Genomic DNA, 16,099 nt, shown 5'->3' with positions numbered 1-16,099 from the left:
GGTTAAAACAATAAAAGGTGACTCAATGCAAACGCAGATGACTTGGATTTCAACACAAGATAATCAAAAACTCTGTGCAAAAACATGGGGTAATGTTGAAAAACCCGCATTAGTATTGGTACATGGTTATCCAGATAATCAAGAGGTGTGGGAGCCTATTATTGAACAACTGATCCATGATTTTTACATTATTACTTATGATGTAAGAGGCGCAGGGCAATCCTCTATTCCAAAACGTATTCGTGATTATGCTTTGCCAAGATTATCTTTGGATTTGGAATGTGTTGTTAATGAACTTTTACCCAATCGTAAATTTCATTTAGCAGCGCATGACTGGGGTTCAATTCAATCGTGGGAATCGGTGACTGAAACAAAGTTTAAACAACGTATTTTGTCGTATACAACCATTTCTGGGCCATGTTTAGACCATGCAGCGTTTTGGATGCGTGATCAGTTTATGCATGAAAAACCAAAATTTTTTAAACAGTTATTTAAGTCTTGGTACATTGTTGCTTTTCAGCTTCCGATTATCGCACCGACAGTCTGGCATTTTTTTAGCCCGCAAGGCTGGGGGAAAGTATTAAGCCAACTTGAAAAAACCAAAGACTTACCGCTCAATCAAAATATTTCAAAAGATGGTGAGTTTGGCGTCAATTTATATCGTGCGAATTTCATTCCTCGTTTGACTATGCCTCGTCAACGCTATGCTATTTGTCCTGTACAAGCTGTGGTTTTAAAACAGGATAATTTTGTAAGCCCTGAGTTGATTGATGAAATGCCGAAGTGGGTCGCAGAATTTGAACGTGTTGAGGTAGATGCAAATCACTGGGCTGTATTAAGCCGTCCACAAGAAATTGCACAATATATTCAAAAGTTTGCTTTGAAAAATAATTAAAAAATCAAATCAAAGATGACTTTGGCTTTTAATTTTTAAGTAGCTCAAAGTATTCAGTCAGCTAGGGTTAAATGTAAATATCATGACCTAGCTGACTAAATTACAGCAGCATAGTAGTGAATCTGATAAAATATCGGCTTTCCAAATTCTGAAATTTTTTCCATGAATGCTGTCGTTATTGCGATTGCTGTGATGTTTATATTATCACTGGCACGTGTTTCTGTTGTCTTGACGCTCGTCATTTCAGCAATTATTGGTGGTTTGGTTGCGGGTTTAAGTCTATCTGACACTGTGGCAGCCTTTAATGCAGGTTTAGGCGATGGTGCTGAAGTTGCTTTGGCTTATGCTGTTTTAGGTGCATTTGCACTTGCATTGTCAAAATCAGGTTTACCCGATTTATTGGCACATAAGTTGATTGGTTTGTTGGGTTTAGAAGCAACTCAAAAGCAGGCTAAAAAAGTTAAGTTCTTGCTATTGTTCATTTTATTGATTGCTGCAATTTGTTCACAGAACGTCATTCCAGTACATATTGCTTTTATTCCTGTACTTGTTCCACCTTTATTGAAAGTGATGAATCACTTGAAACTGGATCGTCGTGCGGCAGCTTGTGTGCTGACACTTGGTTTAGTGGGAACCTATATTTTCTTACCTGTGGGTTTTGGTGCGATTTTCCTTGAACAGATTTTGATGGGTAATATCAACAAAATTGGTGCCGCTTATAACTTACATGTCGATCGTGGCATGATGCCAATTGGTATGGCGATTCCAGTATTGGGTATGGTTATCGGGACTATATTTGCGGTATTTGTCAGTTATCGTAAACCTCGTATTTATATCGATCGCGATGTTACACCTGTGGCGACGATTGATTTAGATAAACCTCTTCGTGCAATAGATCCCGAGGTGATTAAAGCAGATGGGATTGAGTTAGAAAAAGAAGCACAGCAAGCCCCGAAAATTGCAAAGAAAACGATTTTGATGGCGCTATTGGCAATCGTTTTGACACTGGTTGCTCAGCTTTATTCGGGTTCTATGATTCTTGGTGGCTTGGTTGGTTTCTCGGTGCTTTCTGCTGCGGGTATTTTCAAATGGCAAGAAGCAGATGATGTCTTTGTACAAGGCATGCGAATGATGGCGCTGGTTGGTTTTATTATGATTTCAGCCGCAGGGTTTGCATCTGTGATGACGCATACAGGAGACATTAATCAGTTGGTGAATGGTGTTGTTCATTTGATTGGTGACAACAAAGCACTTGCTGCATTCTTGATGTTATTCATTGGTTTATTTGTAACCATCGGAATTGGTTCATCATTCTCAAGTGTGCCAGTACTTGCTGTGATTTACGTTCCTTTGTGTGTCCAATTTGGTTTTTCACCTTTAGCGACTGTGGCATTGATTGGTACTGCTGCGGCATTGGGTGATGCAGGTTCGCCAGCTTCAGATTCTACACTTGGCCCTACGGCAGGTTTGGGTGTAGATGGTCAACATGATCATATTTGGGACACGGTTGTTCCGACATTTATCCACTTTAATATTCCGTTATTAATCTTTGGTTGGATTGCGGCAATGGTGCTTTAATCGAGCATACCCTTCCCCAAAACTGCTTTGATCAAACCTTAAAATAAGCGCCATACACTAGCGTTTAAGGCGGTTTTAATACCACGATCAAAGCAGTTTTTATTAGAAAATAAAAATAAAGTTAATCAAGTTTCGTCGATGTTAATTAAATGTATAAAATATTGAATAATCATTTTATTTAAAATCAGAATATCATTACAAATAAAAAAGATATATTTTAAATATATTTTATAAAGCTTTAATAATAATATTAAACCATACATGAATATCTTGAATTGATTGTTTAAAAAATAAACTATATTGGTTTAGTTGGTTTTAATAAACCAACTATTTTGATATGTTTAAGTAAATTTCATTTAAATACAATTAGTTAAAAATAATATTAAAAATTTGAAATAAATGTGTATTGCAATATTTATAATGAATGTGTTTAATGCAATTAATAACAACGCAGAGGTTTTATAATGTTTAAGAAAGCTATACTTATTACATTAATGGGGATTTCATCTACATCGTTTGCACAGTGGCAAGTTAAGGTTGGTGCTTCTGCAATTGCGCCAACGCAAGATACTGCAATTCTCGGTGGTGCAGCGGTAGTTAAGGCAGATGATGAGTATGCATTTACACCATCTGTAGAATATATTTTTGGGCAAACACCTTTTTCTGCTGAAGTTCTTTTAGCAACACCGATTAGCCATGATGTGCTATTGGATGGTGAAAAAGCAGTTAAGCTTAAACACTTACCACCAACAGTAACGTTTAAATATAACTTTAAAAATTCCACAGGTTTCACACCATATATTGGTGTAGGTGGAACTGCATTTATTGCATGGGATGAAGAAACATCAGGTGGGCTTGAAGGCGCTAAAGTAAAAGTGAAAGAAGACTTTGGTTTTGCAGGTCAAATCGGGTTTAACTACCAACCTGCAGATGCGAAAAACTGGGGCGTATTCTTTGATGCACGTTATGCTCAGTTGAGCCCAGAAGTTGAAGTGAAAGGGGTAACAACCTTTGACTTAGACATTGATCCTATGATTTATACGATTGGTTATAGCTATAAATTCTAAGTTTTAGCCTATTAAAAACTCGGCAAATACGCCGAGTTTTTATTTTAGTTTGAATGATTTAAATAAAAGTGAGCGTTAAAAATATTCAATTGGGTGGGCCAAATTTGGTTCAAGAATGAACAAACAAAAGATATAGAAAAAGAACAAAATAGCTACTTTTCACTATATCCGTTCTTTTCAAATCCAACTAATCTAATCACAATATTTTAATAATTTTAAATTCATATGAAATTCTATCTTTATATTTTTTGCGTATTCACTTGCATAACTTCGATCACACATGCTGCGAGTTTTAACTGTGATAAAGCTCAAACGAAAACTGAGTCTGCGGTGTGTGAACATCGAAACTTAAATGATGCCGATGTGAAAATGGCAACCACCTATAATATTATTCGTAAACTTGTACCGATGGGCACACGTGGTGTGATTCAAGATCAACAAGTAAAATGGTTGCAACTTCGGGATCAGTGTCAGGACAATGCCAGTTGCTTGGCGGATGTCTATAAAATGCGTCAGCAAAAACTGGATATTTATATGAATCGTGTTTATCAACAAGGTCCATTTTAAAAAAAATTAAGATTTCCCATTGAAATATCGTGAACTCACTCCATTTCTAAAGCATTCAAAAATTCTTTTATCTACACTTAGAACACATTGATCTTTTCGCTAAGTTAAGAAAATAAAGGGTGGGTGGAAGAATTTTAATAACAAAATTGATATGAATTTAACGGAGTGATTTATGAGCGAACAAAGCGCACAACAAGGTTCACAAAAGCATAGCTTTCAAGCTGAAGTAGCCCAACTTTTACATTTAGTGACGCATTCTCTCTACTCAAACCCTGAAATTTTCCTACGTGAATTGATCTCCAATGCATCTGATGCATGCGATAAATTACGTTTTGAAGGGATTAATCATCCTGAATATTATGAAAATGACCCGAACTTACATGTTCGTGTGAGTTTAGATAAAGACGCTAAAACGATGACTATTTCAGATAATGGCATTGGTTTAAGTCAACAAGAAGCAATTGAAAATTTAGGAACGATTGCCAAGTCTGGTACCAAAGACTTTATGTCTAAATTGTCAGGTGATCAGAAGTCTGATGCACAGTTAATTGGTCAGTTTGGTGTTGGTTTTTATTCAGGTTTCATCGTTGCCGATAAAATTACTGTTGAATCACGTCGTGCAGGTTTAGAAGCAAGCGAAGGCGTTCGTTGGATCAGCGGTGGAACAGGTGATTTTGAAGTAGAGCAGATTGATAAAGCTTCACGTGGAACAGATATTATTCTACATTTACGTGATGATGCTTTAGCGTATTTAGACAGTTATAAAGTTAAACAAATTATCAATAAATATTCTGATCACATCAGCTTGCCAATTGAAATGCAAAAAGAAGTTTGGCAAGAAGAAGCGGTTGCTGAAGGCGAAGAAGCTGATACGGCAAGTGGTGGTCAATACGTTAAAACTGATGAGTGGGAAGCAATTAACTCAGCCAGCGCCCTTTGGACACGCAGTAAGAGTGAAATTACAGAAGAGCAATATGTTGAGTTCTATAAAAACCTAACGCATGATTTTGATGCACCATTGGCATGGGCGCATAATCGTGTGGAAGGAAGTACTGAATATACGCAATTACTTTATATTCCAAGCAAAGCACCGAGTAATATTTTTACTCGTGAAGCAAAAGCAGGAATTAAGCTTTATGTAAAACGTGTGTTTATTATGGATGATGCAGACAATCTGATTCCAAATTATCTACGTTTTGTGCAAGGTGTCGTCGATAGTGCTGATCTTCCTCTAAATGTGAGCCGTGAATTACTACAAGAAAGCCGTGATGTAAAAACCATTCGTGAAGGTAATACACGTCGTGTATTAACAACTTTAGACAGCTTGGCGAAGTCTGAAGATGAAGCAGATCAGGAAAAATTCAAAACGTTCTATGCTGAATTTGGTTCGGTAATTAAAGAAGGTTTAGGTGAAGACTTTGGGAATCGTGAACGTATTCTCAAACTATTACGTTTTTCTACTTCAAATAATGATGATATTTCGACTTCACTTGACGCTTATAAAGCGCGCATGAAGGAAGGGCAGAAAGCAATCTATTATGTGACTGCGGATAGTTTAACTGCTGCAAAAAATTCACCTCAACTCGAATTGTTCCGTAAGAAAGGCATTGAAGTTTTACTCATGGCTGATCGTGTTGACGAATGGGCAATGGAGTTTGTGAATGAGTTTGATGGTACACCGATGCAAAACGTTGCCAAAGGTGCTGTTGATCTAGGTGATTTGCAAGATGCGGAAGAGAAGAAGGCTTTAGAAGCTGCAGCTGAACAGTTTAAGCCAGTGGTTGAAAAACTCTCTGATTCATTGAAAGCAAAAACCAAAGAAGTCCGTGTAACGACACGTTTGGTTGATTCTCCTGCATGTTTAGTGACCAGTGACGGTGACCTTTCGCCACAATTGATCCGTATGTTGAAACAAGCTGGTCAGGCCGTTCCTGAGTCTAAACCTATTTTAGAGATTAACCCTGAACATCCTTTGGTGAAAAAGCTTGAAGGTTCAGCACAGTTTGACGATTTAGCCAATGTGATCTTTGATCAAGCAGTGATAGCAGAAGGAGGCTTACCTGAAGATCCTGCTGAATATGTAAAACGTATTAATAACTTATTGCTTAAAGCTTAAATAAGTTTGTCATTGTTAAAAAGCCTATCTTCAAGATAGGCTTTTTTTTATACATAAAATTATCAGATGAAGAAGCAGTGGATAAGTCGGAACTTATCCACAGTTGGTACAATATTTTATTCAAATTTTTAAAATAACGCTTCAAAGCGTACCAGAGCCCTTGGATAATGACTACGATCTTCACGATGATCATTAAAATAGTTTAAATCACCTTGTACATAGAACCACTCACGCCATACAGGTTGCCGCCAAGAAACGAAAGGCCCCCAACTGTTCAGTCTGAGATCGCTATCATTATAATAACCACCTGTATAGATACCGTAGTTAAAACAATTGCCTTTAAAAAATTGATGTTGGCGGTAAGTTCTATTATTCCACGTCAAATCATCATCTTGCTCATCGGCATAGGTGACATTAAATTGGTTGGAAAGAAAAGGTTGATCAGGGCGTGCATGTGTCAGTTCTAGATTTGTTCTGAGATAATTTTCACTGTCGATGCCATAGCGGTAAATTTGTTCAGCATGGAAATAGAAATCATCGCCTAAATCCCAATCTTTTTCAGCTTTTAACCGTGCATAAATATCGCTTCCTGAGCGGATACCTAAGTCAGCATCGACGTCAAAGGGGAGTCTTCTAGCGGCTTGTGACCAACGTAATGCGATTGAGCTATTGTCATCTCGAGTACGTTTACCATCAAATTTTTTATCAGATTCATTTTCTGGGTTTAGGTTGCTAATGGCAATATTATTTTCAATTTCATCATCTAAAGAGTCATCACCAAAAACCACGCTTAAACGATTCTCTAGTGTTGGTAATTTAATTCTGCCTCGGACACGTGGGTTAATTTCATAACCATCATGTTTATCCCAACGGTTATCGATTAAAACCCTTAGACTCGCTGTTGCTGGTTTCGTAGGATCAGTTTCTCCAAACCAGCCATCTATTTTATGAGCTGTTTGATCGACCCAATCGCGGACCCCTTTTTGTTTTTTATCAGTCCACGTTTGATCCTCGGTCATTGCCGTTGGTGGAACGATATTTTGATTAGACTCATTGGGGAAAATAGTTGGTGTCGCATCGACTGCACGCGGAATATAATTCAGCCAGCCTTTTTCGCCTTCTTCAACAGTATAGAGTGATTCAGATTTTTGTGTCTGAGAATTGGCAATACTACTTGTACTACTGACAGTTTCGGCAAAGACTGTGCTTCCACAAAAACTTCCGAGGAAAAAAAGATAAGACGCTGTCGAAAGGATCACATTTAAGTTTTTTTTCATTTTTGCTCTTCTATCTCTTTAAGTTTCTGAATTTTCAGTCTTCAACATCACTATGCCCTAAAAAAACAGTAAATTTCAATCTATTCATTGTGATAAATATAAAATGGATTCAAAAAGATTAAAATTGACACGAAAATAGCATTTATAAATGTGTCTATATCAGGTATAGCTTTAAGTCGATTTCTCTTGTCATGAAGCATCCTCTAACGGGGAGTAGGGCAGTTCATCTTTGATCGCTTTTCTTTTCGTATATGCTATTTTTTTGGTGATATTGTCAAATTAGATTTGTATTGGCCTGCTTATATCCTTATCGGATAGTTGAAGCGATAAAATATTTACGGAGCATGAGATGAAGCAGGGTATTGTTATTCATAATTTCTTAAAAAAATGTATCGTTCTCACGTTGAGTGTTTTATTTCTACCGCTTGCACAGGCTGAGCAGCGTGATTTATCTCAAAGTACGAAAGCTCAGTCGAATGTGGCTGTTATTGTCAAAAATCTAAATTACAAGACGATTTTTATGCAGTTCCATCAAAAAGATATTCGCCATTTAAAAATGAATGACGTGTTGATGGATCAGGCTGTTGGGCTAAAAGGGAAAGACGGTAACATTGATTATGCAGTGTTTAATCCAGTACAAACTTATCAAAATGTACAGGGTGAGAAACGCTTTATTGTTCACTTAGAAATTTTTGAACAGGATGATGGATTGATCATTACAGGGCATCCTTCACGACCAAAAGTAGAACTTTATTTATTCAAACAACTGAGCAATGGACAATATCAATTATTGAGCAGATCTCGCCCTGATCTCGATATTTCAGGCAGTTGGGGGGATTCACATCTAACGGCAGAAGACTTTAAAAACATTCGCCGTGTGGGCAAAGATCAAATGGGGCTAACTTATTCAGGTGGATATACTTCAACAGGTTCTCATTCTGAGTTTTCATCATTAATTGTGTTGAATGAACGAGGCTGGATTGAGGAATATCCATTTGGTGTTTCTGAAGATAATTCGGGGGCGTATGAAAGTGGTGATCCAAAATTGGCTGGTTTTTCAAAGGAATATCAGCTCAAAGTTGATCCGACAGCAACGAGTTTGTACCCCATTCAAGTCCATTATTCAAGTTTTGGAAAAATGAACTGGCGTCATGATTTCCCGAAAAATGGAAGCACATCTACCCTTAAATTTAATGAAAAGAAAAATTGTTATATCAATGAAAAGGGCAAATGTAATGCTGATTTTGAAGATTGAAGATTGAAGATTTTAATTGTCCTTCTTCTTTTTTTTGCTGATGTATTGAATTTTCAGGGTTCATCTAAAATTTCATGTAGCGTTATGTATGATTATCTTGTTTAAATTTTAACCAAGCTTAAAAAGTCTTATATTTGTAATAGGATGCAGTTTCCTTTTATAAAAAATCGAGTGCGTCACATGGCAATTGCAAAAGTTGTAGAGGTAAATTCGAGCAGTACTAAAAGTTTTGAAGACGCGATTCAAACAGGAATCGCCAAAGTCACTGAAACAATCAAAAATGTACAAGGGGCATGGATTAACGAACAAAAAGTCATTATCAAAGAAAATAAAATTACGGAGTATCGCGTGAATCTTAAAATTAGTTTCTTGGTTGAATAAGTTTTTTTATAAATCTTTTGAATAATCAAAATCATAAAACCCCTACATTGACATCATGTAGGGGTTTTATTTTTAGGTCATGACGATCACAAATTATTTATTTGGAACATCGCATGATTCATCATTACACACAGCAGCATCTTGTTGCTGAACTTCACTATTTTCGGTATTTTCAGTTTGTTCAGCAGTTGCTAAGGCTTGTTGTAAAACTTGAACAAAAACATCACGTGGTTGTGCACCTGCTAAAGCTACACGCTGGTCAAAAACAAAGAATGGAACACCTGTAACTTTAAGTTGATCATGTGCCACTTCTTCATCAAATTTTACAAAATCTGCATATTCATCCGAGTTTAGTACATCTTCAACTTCAACAGGATTTAGTCCAATACGTGCGGCAACATCTTCAATAGTTTCACGTTCACCAATTGGTAAGCCTTGGGTCATATAACTATAGAAAAATGCTTCTTCAGCTTCTGAACCCAAACCTTTGCTTTGTGCAAGGTGGATAATACGATGCGCATTGAAAGTATTGCCTGAATTTGCATTTTCCCAATTAAATTCAATACCTTCTTCTTTCGCCATAGCCGCAATATTGCGTTGCATTTCTTCTACTTCAGCAATAGTGCGTCCATATTTTTGTGCAAGGCGTTCAGAGTTTGAAACTTCCTGACGTGTAGGTGCGTCAGGGTCAAGCTCAAAACTGTGCCAATGAACTTCAAGTTCAATACCTGTTTCTTTGGCAGCAGCTTCTAAACGTTTTTTACCGATATAACAAAATGGGCAAACTACATCTGACCAAATATCTACGCGCATGGGAAATCTCTAAATTCTTAAAAAAGTCATGCTCTATATGATGGGGTTCATGCATGTAAATTTAAAGAGAGTTCCTAAATGTGAATGCCTCAAAAAGACATGATCGAATAGATTTATCGCCTAATTGTATAATTAATATGCAAATTCACAATACTTCAGCTATTCTAAGCTAAGAGAAAAATATTTTTGGACTCAATGTATGCGTCGGATCATCATTATTTTGGCAATGGTCATTTTTGCTATCGTTGGTTTTTTCTACTATGACCATATTACGACTAAGCGTGATGAAACAAGCCGTCAAAATTTTGATTTAGTGATGAGCGATAAAATGCGCCAGCTTTATGAACAAGCGCAGGATCGTACTAAACCTGTCAATATCGACATCCATGATTCACGCTTAACAGGTGACTATAAAACCTTATCTGAGTTTTTATTGAAATATTGGATTAAAAATATTGATACGCGTAATGCTTATTTAAACCAACTTGCAACGGCGAAATGGAACCATTTTTTAGATGTAAAACGTTTAGATGCAGACCGTAAACAGAATTACCAAGAAACAGAACAGATGATGACGACAGTGCGGCAGGCTATGTTGAATTATCAAAAGCAAAATACTGCAAATAAAAATGATGCTTTGGCACAGTTAAAAACGTTAGATTTAAAGCAAGATTTAAAAAAACCACTTCAAGCCAAGTTAGAAGATAATTCGGATTTAGACCCTGAAAATTCTTTAATTTTAAATGAATTAAAAATATTGGCCAAAGCTGAAGCCATGTTTGAAATGCTAAAAAAATATGAGTGGGAAGCTCAAAAGAATCAAATATTGTTTAAAAATGATGCTCAAGTGAAACAGTTTAATCAATTATTCCAAGATGTTTTAAAACTGAATGCAAAAATAAATGATCAAAAGGAGCAGAATGCAGAAGTTTTAGAAGAGGCTTTATAATCTATTTAATGAGATAAAGTAGGAACGCAGATTTTATTTTTGGAAAAGCTGAATCACTTTTTTGATCAGCCGTTTATCCGAGCTTTGGTGAATCAATAGACACTTTGGTATAGGCTATTCATATAGATTTTAATTTTGCCGAATCATTTAGTCTTTTATCGAATGGCTAATTTTATGGGTGAAGGGTATGAACTTTATCAAAGTTTTAACACTTGTAACTGCACTTGGCTCTGTTGGGCTAACATCTGCTCAGGCTGAAGAAGTGAATACATTGCCTACGATTAAAGTAATGGCAGATGCTGAACTACGTGAAGAAGTGGGTATCGTTCCTTTTCAGGATGATAAAACTGCACGTAAATCATTGCAGCACCAAATTCAGAAAGATGAAAATGAAATCCAGAATTTTGCGATCGGTGATAATTTCGCATTGATCGACATTCAACCAAATATGTCGCAAGTGGATATGACCCAGCTTTCTCCTTTACAGCAAGAATATGTGCTTGCTGTTGCTGAAGGTTTACAGTCTTCCGATCCGACGAAGGGCTTATTTATCATGCTTCAACCCTTAGGTGTTGACCGTGGTAAAGCACTTGATGCAGTCAGTAACAATGAACCGATTAAATTTAATTTTGATACCAATCGTTTAAACATCATGTTTGGAGATAAGTGGAGGAAGTAATTTACCTAAATGGTAAGTTTGTGAAAATTTGACTGATGAAATACGCCAAGGGTAGAGTAAACTGCTCTAGTAAGCTTACTATTAAAATAGAAAAGTTGTGTCTGCATACGTTCTCATTTGAGGGCGAGAGTATTTTCGAGCTTCATTTTTGATAAAAAAATTGGGATCTTTTATGCAAATCTTCTTTGAGTTTTACATAAGAACGTGGCAAAATTTCTGAAGAATCTCAGTCATTTTTTGAATAAAAATTAAGATATTAGATAGTTTGGATCTTTTGCCAAAAACTTAGAATATATTTTCGAATACAAAAAAATTTAAAATCAACTATTCTGGTATGGGGATGATGTTATGACAACAATTCAGATTTGGTTCGACTTTGCTAGTACTTACTCCTATCCGGCCTTAGTACAAATGTATCAACAACGACAACATTTTCATCTTACAATTCATCCCTTCTTGCTTGGGGGTATTTTTCAAAAACAGGGGTGGAATGATTCCCCTTTTAATCTTTATCCTGCCAAAGGTCAATATATGTGGCGGGATATGGCAAGAATTTGCCAACAAGAGAATCTTTCTTTTCAGCAACCCAGTCAATTCCCAAGAAATGGGCTATTTGCGGCACGTATTACACAGCGTTTCGCCAAAGAAGAATGGATTTGGGATTTTATTCTTACAGTTTATCAAGCAAATTTTGTAGAAGATTTAGATATAGGACAAAAAGATGTCATTATAAATATTTTACAGGCTTTAAATTTAGATGCAGATGCTATTTATGATGCAGCCAATACTGATGAAAATAAAAATGTTTTGAAATTAAATGGAATACAAGCAGAGCAACTTGGAATTTTTGGCGCACCATCTTTTATTGTTGATGGAGAGCTTTTTTGGGGACATGATCGTTTAGAATATGTATTAAACTGGGCAAAAAAATTGAATAAATAATCTAAAACCCTTCTCATATACTAATACCAGTCAGTTAGGCTGAGTGGTATTTATTTCAGTTTTACTAAATCAAATGAAAACATAATACAAACTATCATTTAAGTAGTAGATTTATTCCTTATTTATTTTGGTCAAAAAAATCCCCGCATAAAGCGAGGATTTTTCTTTCATCTCAGTATTTAATTAAATATTAAACACGTTCGATAATTGTCGCGATACCTTGACCAAGACCGATACACATGGTCGCAAGACCGATTTGAGTATCTTGTTGTTCCATTACGTTCAACAATGTTGTTGTGATACGCGCACCTGAACAACCCAATGGATGACCAAGCGCAATCGCACCACCATTCAAGTTAATGATGTCTTGTTTCTCGTAGATGCCTAAGCCTTTCATTACAGATAGACCTTGAGCAGCAAACGCTTCGTTTAACTCGATCGTTTGAATATCATTCATTGTCAAGCCAGCACGTTTAAGCGCTTTTTGAGTTGCAGGAACTGGGCCATAACCCATGATCGCAGCATCACAACCTGCAATCGCCATAGAGCGAATCACAGCACGAGGCTTAAGACCAAATGCTTGAGCACGTTCAGCAGACATCAACAACATTGCAGATGCACCATCAGACAATGCAGAAGAAGTTGCAGCTGTTACTGTACCGCCTTTAGGGTCAAATACAGGACGTAATGCTTTAAATGCTTCAAGGTTAGCATCTGGGCGAATTACTTCGTCAACGTCGCAAAGGATTTTGAAACCATTTGCATCATGACCTTCAACACCAACGATTTCGTTTTTGAAACGACCTTCTTGTGTTGCAGCCCATGCACGACGGTGAGATTCAACACCAAATGCATCTTGCTCTTCACGGCTAATGCCATTCATACGACCTAACATTTCAGCCGTTAAGCCCATCATGTTAGACGCTTTTGCATAGTGTTTAGACGCTTCAGGGTTCAAGTCGATACCGTGCATCATCCCAACGTGGCCCATGTGTTCAACACCACCAACGATGAAAACATCACCTTGGTTGGTTGCAATTTGAGCCGCAGCAGTGTGGATCGACTGCATAGAAGAACCACAAAGACGGTTAACCGTTTGACCACCAACAGTCTTCGGTAAATCAGCCAATAACACAATGTTACGGCCAATGTTCATACCTTGTTCAAGTGTCTGGTTTACACAGCCCCAGATTACGTCTTCAACTTCGTTTGTATCAAACTGGTTACGAGCAACTAAAGCACGAACCAATTCAGCAGATAAGCTGTCAGCACGTACATTGCGGAACATACCGTTTTTGGTTTTACCCATTGCTGAACGTACGCCATCAACGATGACAACGTCACGTGGATTTAAAGTAGCCATTCACGTTGCTCCTTAACCGTAGAATTTTTTGTTGTTAGCAGCCATGTCACGCAACATTTGTGGCGCTTCATAAGCCTTACCTAAGTGTGCGTATTTGTCGCAAAGCGCAACATACTCAGCTACACCTGTTTGGTCGATGTAACGGCATGGACCACCACGGAATGGAGGGAAACCAACACCCATGATCATCGCCATATCTGCTTCAGAAGCAGTAGCAACGATGTTGTCTTCTAAGCAACGAACTGTTTCGTTACAGAAAGCAAGCATCATACGATCAATGATTTCTTGTGCATCAAACTCGTGCTTTTCAGTTGTCGCCATTGTTGCAACAAGTTCATACGCAGTTGGATCAACAGTTTTCGCTTTCTTGCCTTTACGATCAAGCTCGTATTTGTAGAAACCAACGTCGTTCTTTTGACCAAGACGTTTGTTTTCATACATGATTTCGATCGCACCTTTGAAGTCTGGCTTCATACGATCTGGGAAACCTTCAGCCATCACTTCTGCGCCATGAACACCTGTATCGATACCAACAACGTCGATCAAGTATGCAGGACCCATAGGCCAGCCGAATTTTTCCATCACTTTGTCAACTTGTTGGAAGTCAGCACCATCTTTAAGAAGAAGGTCAAACGCACCAAAGTAAGGGAACAATACACGGTTTACAAGGAAGCCCGGGCAGTCGTTGACAACGATTGGTGTTTTACCCATTTTCTGAGCAAGAACTACAGTTGTTGCAATCGCTTCTTCAGAGGTTTTCTCACCACGGATCACTTCAACCAATGGCATCATGTGAACTGGGTTGAAGAAGTGCATACCTACGAAGTTTTCAGGACGTTGTAGGTTTTCAGCTAAACGTGTGATTGAAATTGTAGATGTGTTCGATGCGATGATCGTGTTGTCACGAACATTTTTCTCGGTTTCAGCAAGTACGATACCCTTAACTTTAGGGTTTTCTGTCACTGCTTCAATCACGATGTCCACTTCTTTAAACTCGTCATAGCTTAAAGTAGGACGGATGCGCGCAAGTGTTTCACCCATTTGAGCAGGTTTCATTTTCTTACGTTCAACTTGTTTGGTCAGTAAACCATTTGCTTCTTTCATACCCAAAGCAAGTTGTGGATTACCAATATCTTTCATGATGATTGGCGTACCTTTGCTTGCAGCTTGGTAAGCAATACCACCACCCATGATACCCGCGCCAAGTACAGCAGCTTGGTTTACAGGATGCGCACCTTTTTCATGCTTTTTAGATGCTTTTTTCACAACTTGATCGTTGATGAATAATCCGATCAAAGCACCTGCTTGTGGTGTGATTGCCGCTTTAGCAAAAGCTTCAGCTTCAGCTTTTAATGCGCCATCACGGTTTAAGCTTACGCCTGCTTGAAGTGAATCAAGTAGAAGCTTTGGTGCAGGGTATTGTGCAGGATTTGCTTTCGCAAGAACGACACCTTTAGAAGAGTTGAACGCCATCATTTGTTCAAGCATGTCTAATTTAACAGGCTCTAATTTTTCTTGACGTTTTGCTTTCCAGTCTAAACGACCAGCAATTGCTTGTTTAACAAGATCAATTGCAGCTGCTTGTAATTGCTCAGGAGCAACAACAGCATCTACAGCGCCGTCTTTAAGCGCAGCATCAGGACGTTTGTTTGCAGAAGTCGCAATCCACTCAACAGCGTTGTCGATACCGATCACACGGCTTAAACGAACTGTACCACCGAAACCAGGGATGATCCCAAGTTTGATTTCAGGTAAACCTACAGTTGCTGTCGTAGACATGACACGGTAGTCACATACTAAGCACATTTCAAAACCGCCGCCCAATGCAACACCATTGATCGCAGCAACTTTAGGAACGTCCAAGTCTTCAAACGCATTGAAAATATCATGGACAGGCATCGCCCATTCCACAATTGCGCTTTCGCCTTGTTTGAAGTTCTCACCGAATTCAGTGATATCCGCGCCGACGATAAATGTAGATTTACCAGAAGTAACGATTAAGCCTTTTACTTCGCTGTTATTTTTTACAGCTTCAATGGCAGCTTTAAAGTCTTCAATCGTTGCACGGTTGAATTTGTTAACCGACTCACCTTGTAAGTCAAAGCGGAATTCTGCAATTCCGTCCGAAAGCATTTGGACGGTAATGGCATTGCCAGCGTGGATCATGCCCTGATCTCCTTTTGTGGAGGACTTCTAAGTTGATGTTTTGAAGTGTGT

General features: G+C 37.9%; 14 protein-coding genes. 10 read left to right on the top strand and 4 right to left on the bottom strand.

All coding sequences use genetic code 11. From position 1 onward, the window contains the following. The first annotated feature begins 25 nt into the window (after window positions 1–25). The 5 genes from ACY45D_RS16300 (at window position 26) to htpG (ending at window position 6,223) form a co-directional block, all read left to right on the top strand. Entirely contained in the window at window positions 26–895 is an 870-nt protein-coding gene (locus ACY45D_RS16300) for an alpha/beta fold hydrolase (RefSeq protein ID WP_463107652.1), read from the top strand. A gap of 162 nt (window positions 896–1,057) precedes the next feature. Beyond that, window positions 1,058–2,473, top strand: coding sequence for a Na+/H+ antiporter family protein (locus ACY45D_RS16295; RefSeq protein WP_463107651.1), 1,416 nt, complete (start codon window positions 1,058–1,060; stop codon window positions 2,471–2,473). Between the two features lie 464 nt (window positions 2,474–2,937). Continuing rightward, entirely contained in the window at window positions 2,938–3,540 is a 603-nt protein-coding gene (locus ACY45D_RS16290) for an OmpW/AlkL family protein (RefSeq protein ID WP_463107650.1), read from the top strand. A 225-nt stretch (window positions 3,541–3,765) separates the two neighbouring features. Further along, window positions 3,766–4,107: a lysozyme inhibitor LprI family protein gene (locus ACY45D_RS16285; RefSeq protein ID WP_463107649.1), complete on the top strand. Its 342-nt coding sequence runs from the start codon at window positions 3,766–3,768 to the stop codon at window positions 4,105–4,107. Window positions 4,108–4,279: 172 nt separating this feature from the next. Next, a complete protein-coding gene (htpG, locus tag ACY45D_RS16280; protein ID WP_463107648.1) occupies window positions 4,280–6,223 on the top strand; it encodes a molecular chaperone HtpG in 1,944 nt (647 codons plus the stop codon). Window positions 6,224–6,351: 128 nt separating this feature from the next. Here htpG and ACY45D_RS16275 read toward each other — a convergent pair whose 3' ends face one another. Further along, complete coding sequence (locus ACY45D_RS16275) at window positions 6,352–7,500, bottom strand: hypothetical protein (protein WP_463107647.1); 1,149 nt, start codon at window positions 7,498–7,500, stop codon at window positions 6,352–6,354. Between the two features lie 349 nt (window positions 7,501–7,849). Here ACY45D_RS16275 and ACY45D_RS16270 point away from each other — a divergent pair, with 349 nt between their 5' ends. Beyond that, a complete protein-coding gene (locus ACY45D_RS16270) occupies window positions 7,850–8,755 on the top strand; it encodes a hypothetical protein (protein WP_463107646.1) in 906 nt (301 codons plus the stop codon). 180 nt (window positions 8,756–8,935) lie between these two features. Then, window positions 8,936–9,136: a dodecin family protein gene (locus tag ACY45D_RS16265; RefSeq protein ID WP_010114083.1), complete on the top strand. Its 201-nt coding sequence runs from the start codon at window positions 8,936–8,938 to the stop codon at window positions 9,134–9,136. Between the two features lie 93 nt (window positions 9,137–9,229). On the opposite strand, the gene ACY45D_RS16260 is transcribed toward ACY45D_RS16265, so the two are convergent. Next, window positions 9,230–9,949, bottom strand: a complete 720-nt coding sequence (locus ACY45D_RS16260) for a DsbA family oxidoreductase (RefSeq protein ID WP_463107645.1) — start codon at window positions 9,947–9,949, stop codon at window positions 9,230–9,232. Between the two features lie 199 nt (window positions 9,950–10,148). Here ACY45D_RS16260 and ACY45D_RS16255 point away from each other — a divergent pair, with 199 nt between their 5' ends. From ACY45D_RS16255 to ACY45D_RS16245, 3 genes are all read left to right on the top strand, one after another. Next, the gene (locus ACY45D_RS16255; protein ID WP_463107644.1) at window positions 10,149–10,898 is read left to right on the top strand and encodes a hypothetical protein; all 750 of its coding nucleotides are present in this window, start codon (window positions 10,149–10,151) and stop codon (window positions 10,896–10,898) included. Between the two features lie 187 nt (window positions 10,899–11,085). After that, entirely contained in the window at window positions 11,086–11,577 is a 492-nt protein-coding gene (locus ACY45D_RS16250) for a hypothetical protein (protein WP_463107643.1), read from the top strand. 348 nt (window positions 11,578–11,925) lie between these two features. Then, window positions 11,926–12,519 (top strand): DsbA family protein, encoded by a 594-nt coding sequence (locus ACY45D_RS16245; RefSeq protein WP_463107642.1) that lies wholly within the window; start codon window positions 11,926–11,928, stop codon window positions 12,517–12,519. A gap of 190 nt (window positions 12,520–12,709) precedes the next feature. Here ACY45D_RS16245 and fadA read toward each other — a convergent pair whose 3' ends face one another. Both fadA and fadB read right to left on the bottom strand, forming a co-directional pair. Beyond that, window positions 12,710–13,882 (bottom strand): acetyl-CoA C-acyltransferase FadA, encoded by a 1,173-nt coding sequence (fadA, locus tag ACY45D_RS16240; protein WP_463107641.1) that lies wholly within the window; start codon window positions 13,880–13,882, stop codon window positions 12,710–12,712. A 12-nt stretch (window positions 13,883–13,894) separates the two neighbouring features. Then, window positions 13,895–16,048: a fatty acid oxidation complex subunit alpha FadB gene (gene fadB, locus ACY45D_RS16235; protein ID WP_463107640.1), complete on the bottom strand. Its 2,154-nt coding sequence runs from the start codon at window positions 16,046–16,048 to the stop codon at window positions 13,895–13,897. Window positions 16,049–16,099 lie beyond the last annotated feature (51 nt).

It is taken from the genome of Acinetobacter sp. BZX-2, from assembly GCF_055179795.1.
This window is presented reverse-complemented; position numbering and strand designations above follow the sequence as displayed.

Coding starts and splice junctions, on each gene's coding strand:
- ACY45D_RS16300 (WP_463107652.1), top strand. CDS start 26: ATGCAAACGCAGATGACTTGGATTTCAACACAAGATAATCAAAAACTC.
- ACY45D_RS16295 (WP_463107651.1), top strand. CDS start 1,058: ATGAATGCTGTCGTTATTGCGATTGCTGTGATGTTTATATTATCACTG.
- ACY45D_RS16290 (WP_463107650.1), top strand. CDS start 2,938: ATGTTTAAGAAAGCTATACTTATTACATTAATGGGGATTTCATCTACA.
- ACY45D_RS16285 (WP_463107649.1), top strand. CDS start 3,766: ATGAAATTCTATCTTTATATTTTTTGCGTATTCACTTGCATAACTTCG.
- htpG (WP_463107648.1), top strand. CDS start 4,280: ATGAGCGAACAAAGCGCACAACAAGGTTCACAAAAGCATAGCTTTCAA.
- ACY45D_RS16275 (WP_463107647.1), bottom strand. CDS start 7,500: ATGAAAAAAAACTTAAATGTGATCCTTTCGACAGCGTCTTATCTTTTT.
- ACY45D_RS16270 (WP_463107646.1), top strand. CDS start 7,850: ATGAAGCAGGGTATTGTTATTCATAATTTCTTAAAAAAATGTATCGTT.
- ACY45D_RS16265 (WP_010114083.1), top strand. CDS start 8,936: ATGGCAATTGCAAAAGTTGTAGAGGTAAATTCGAGCAGTACTAAAAGT.
- ACY45D_RS16260 (WP_463107645.1), bottom strand. CDS start 9,949: ATGCGCGTAGATATTTGGTCAGATGTAGTTTGCCCATTTTGTTATATC.
- ACY45D_RS16255 (WP_463107644.1), top strand. CDS start 10,149: ATGCGTCGGATCATCATTATTTTGGCAATGGTCATTTTTGCTATCGTT.
- ACY45D_RS16250 (WP_463107643.1), top strand. CDS start 11,086: ATGAACTTTATCAAAGTTTTAACACTTGTAACTGCACTTGGCTCTGTT.
- ACY45D_RS16245 (WP_463107642.1), top strand. CDS start 11,926: ATGACAACAATTCAGATTTGGTTCGACTTTGCTAGTACTTACTCCTAT.
- fadA (WP_463107641.1), bottom strand. CDS start 13,882: ATGGCTACTTTAAATCCACGTGACGTTGTCATCGTTGATGGCGTACGT.
- fadB (WP_463107640.1), bottom strand. CDS start 16,048: ATGATCCACGCTGGCAATGCCATTACCGTCCAAATGCTTTCGGACGGA.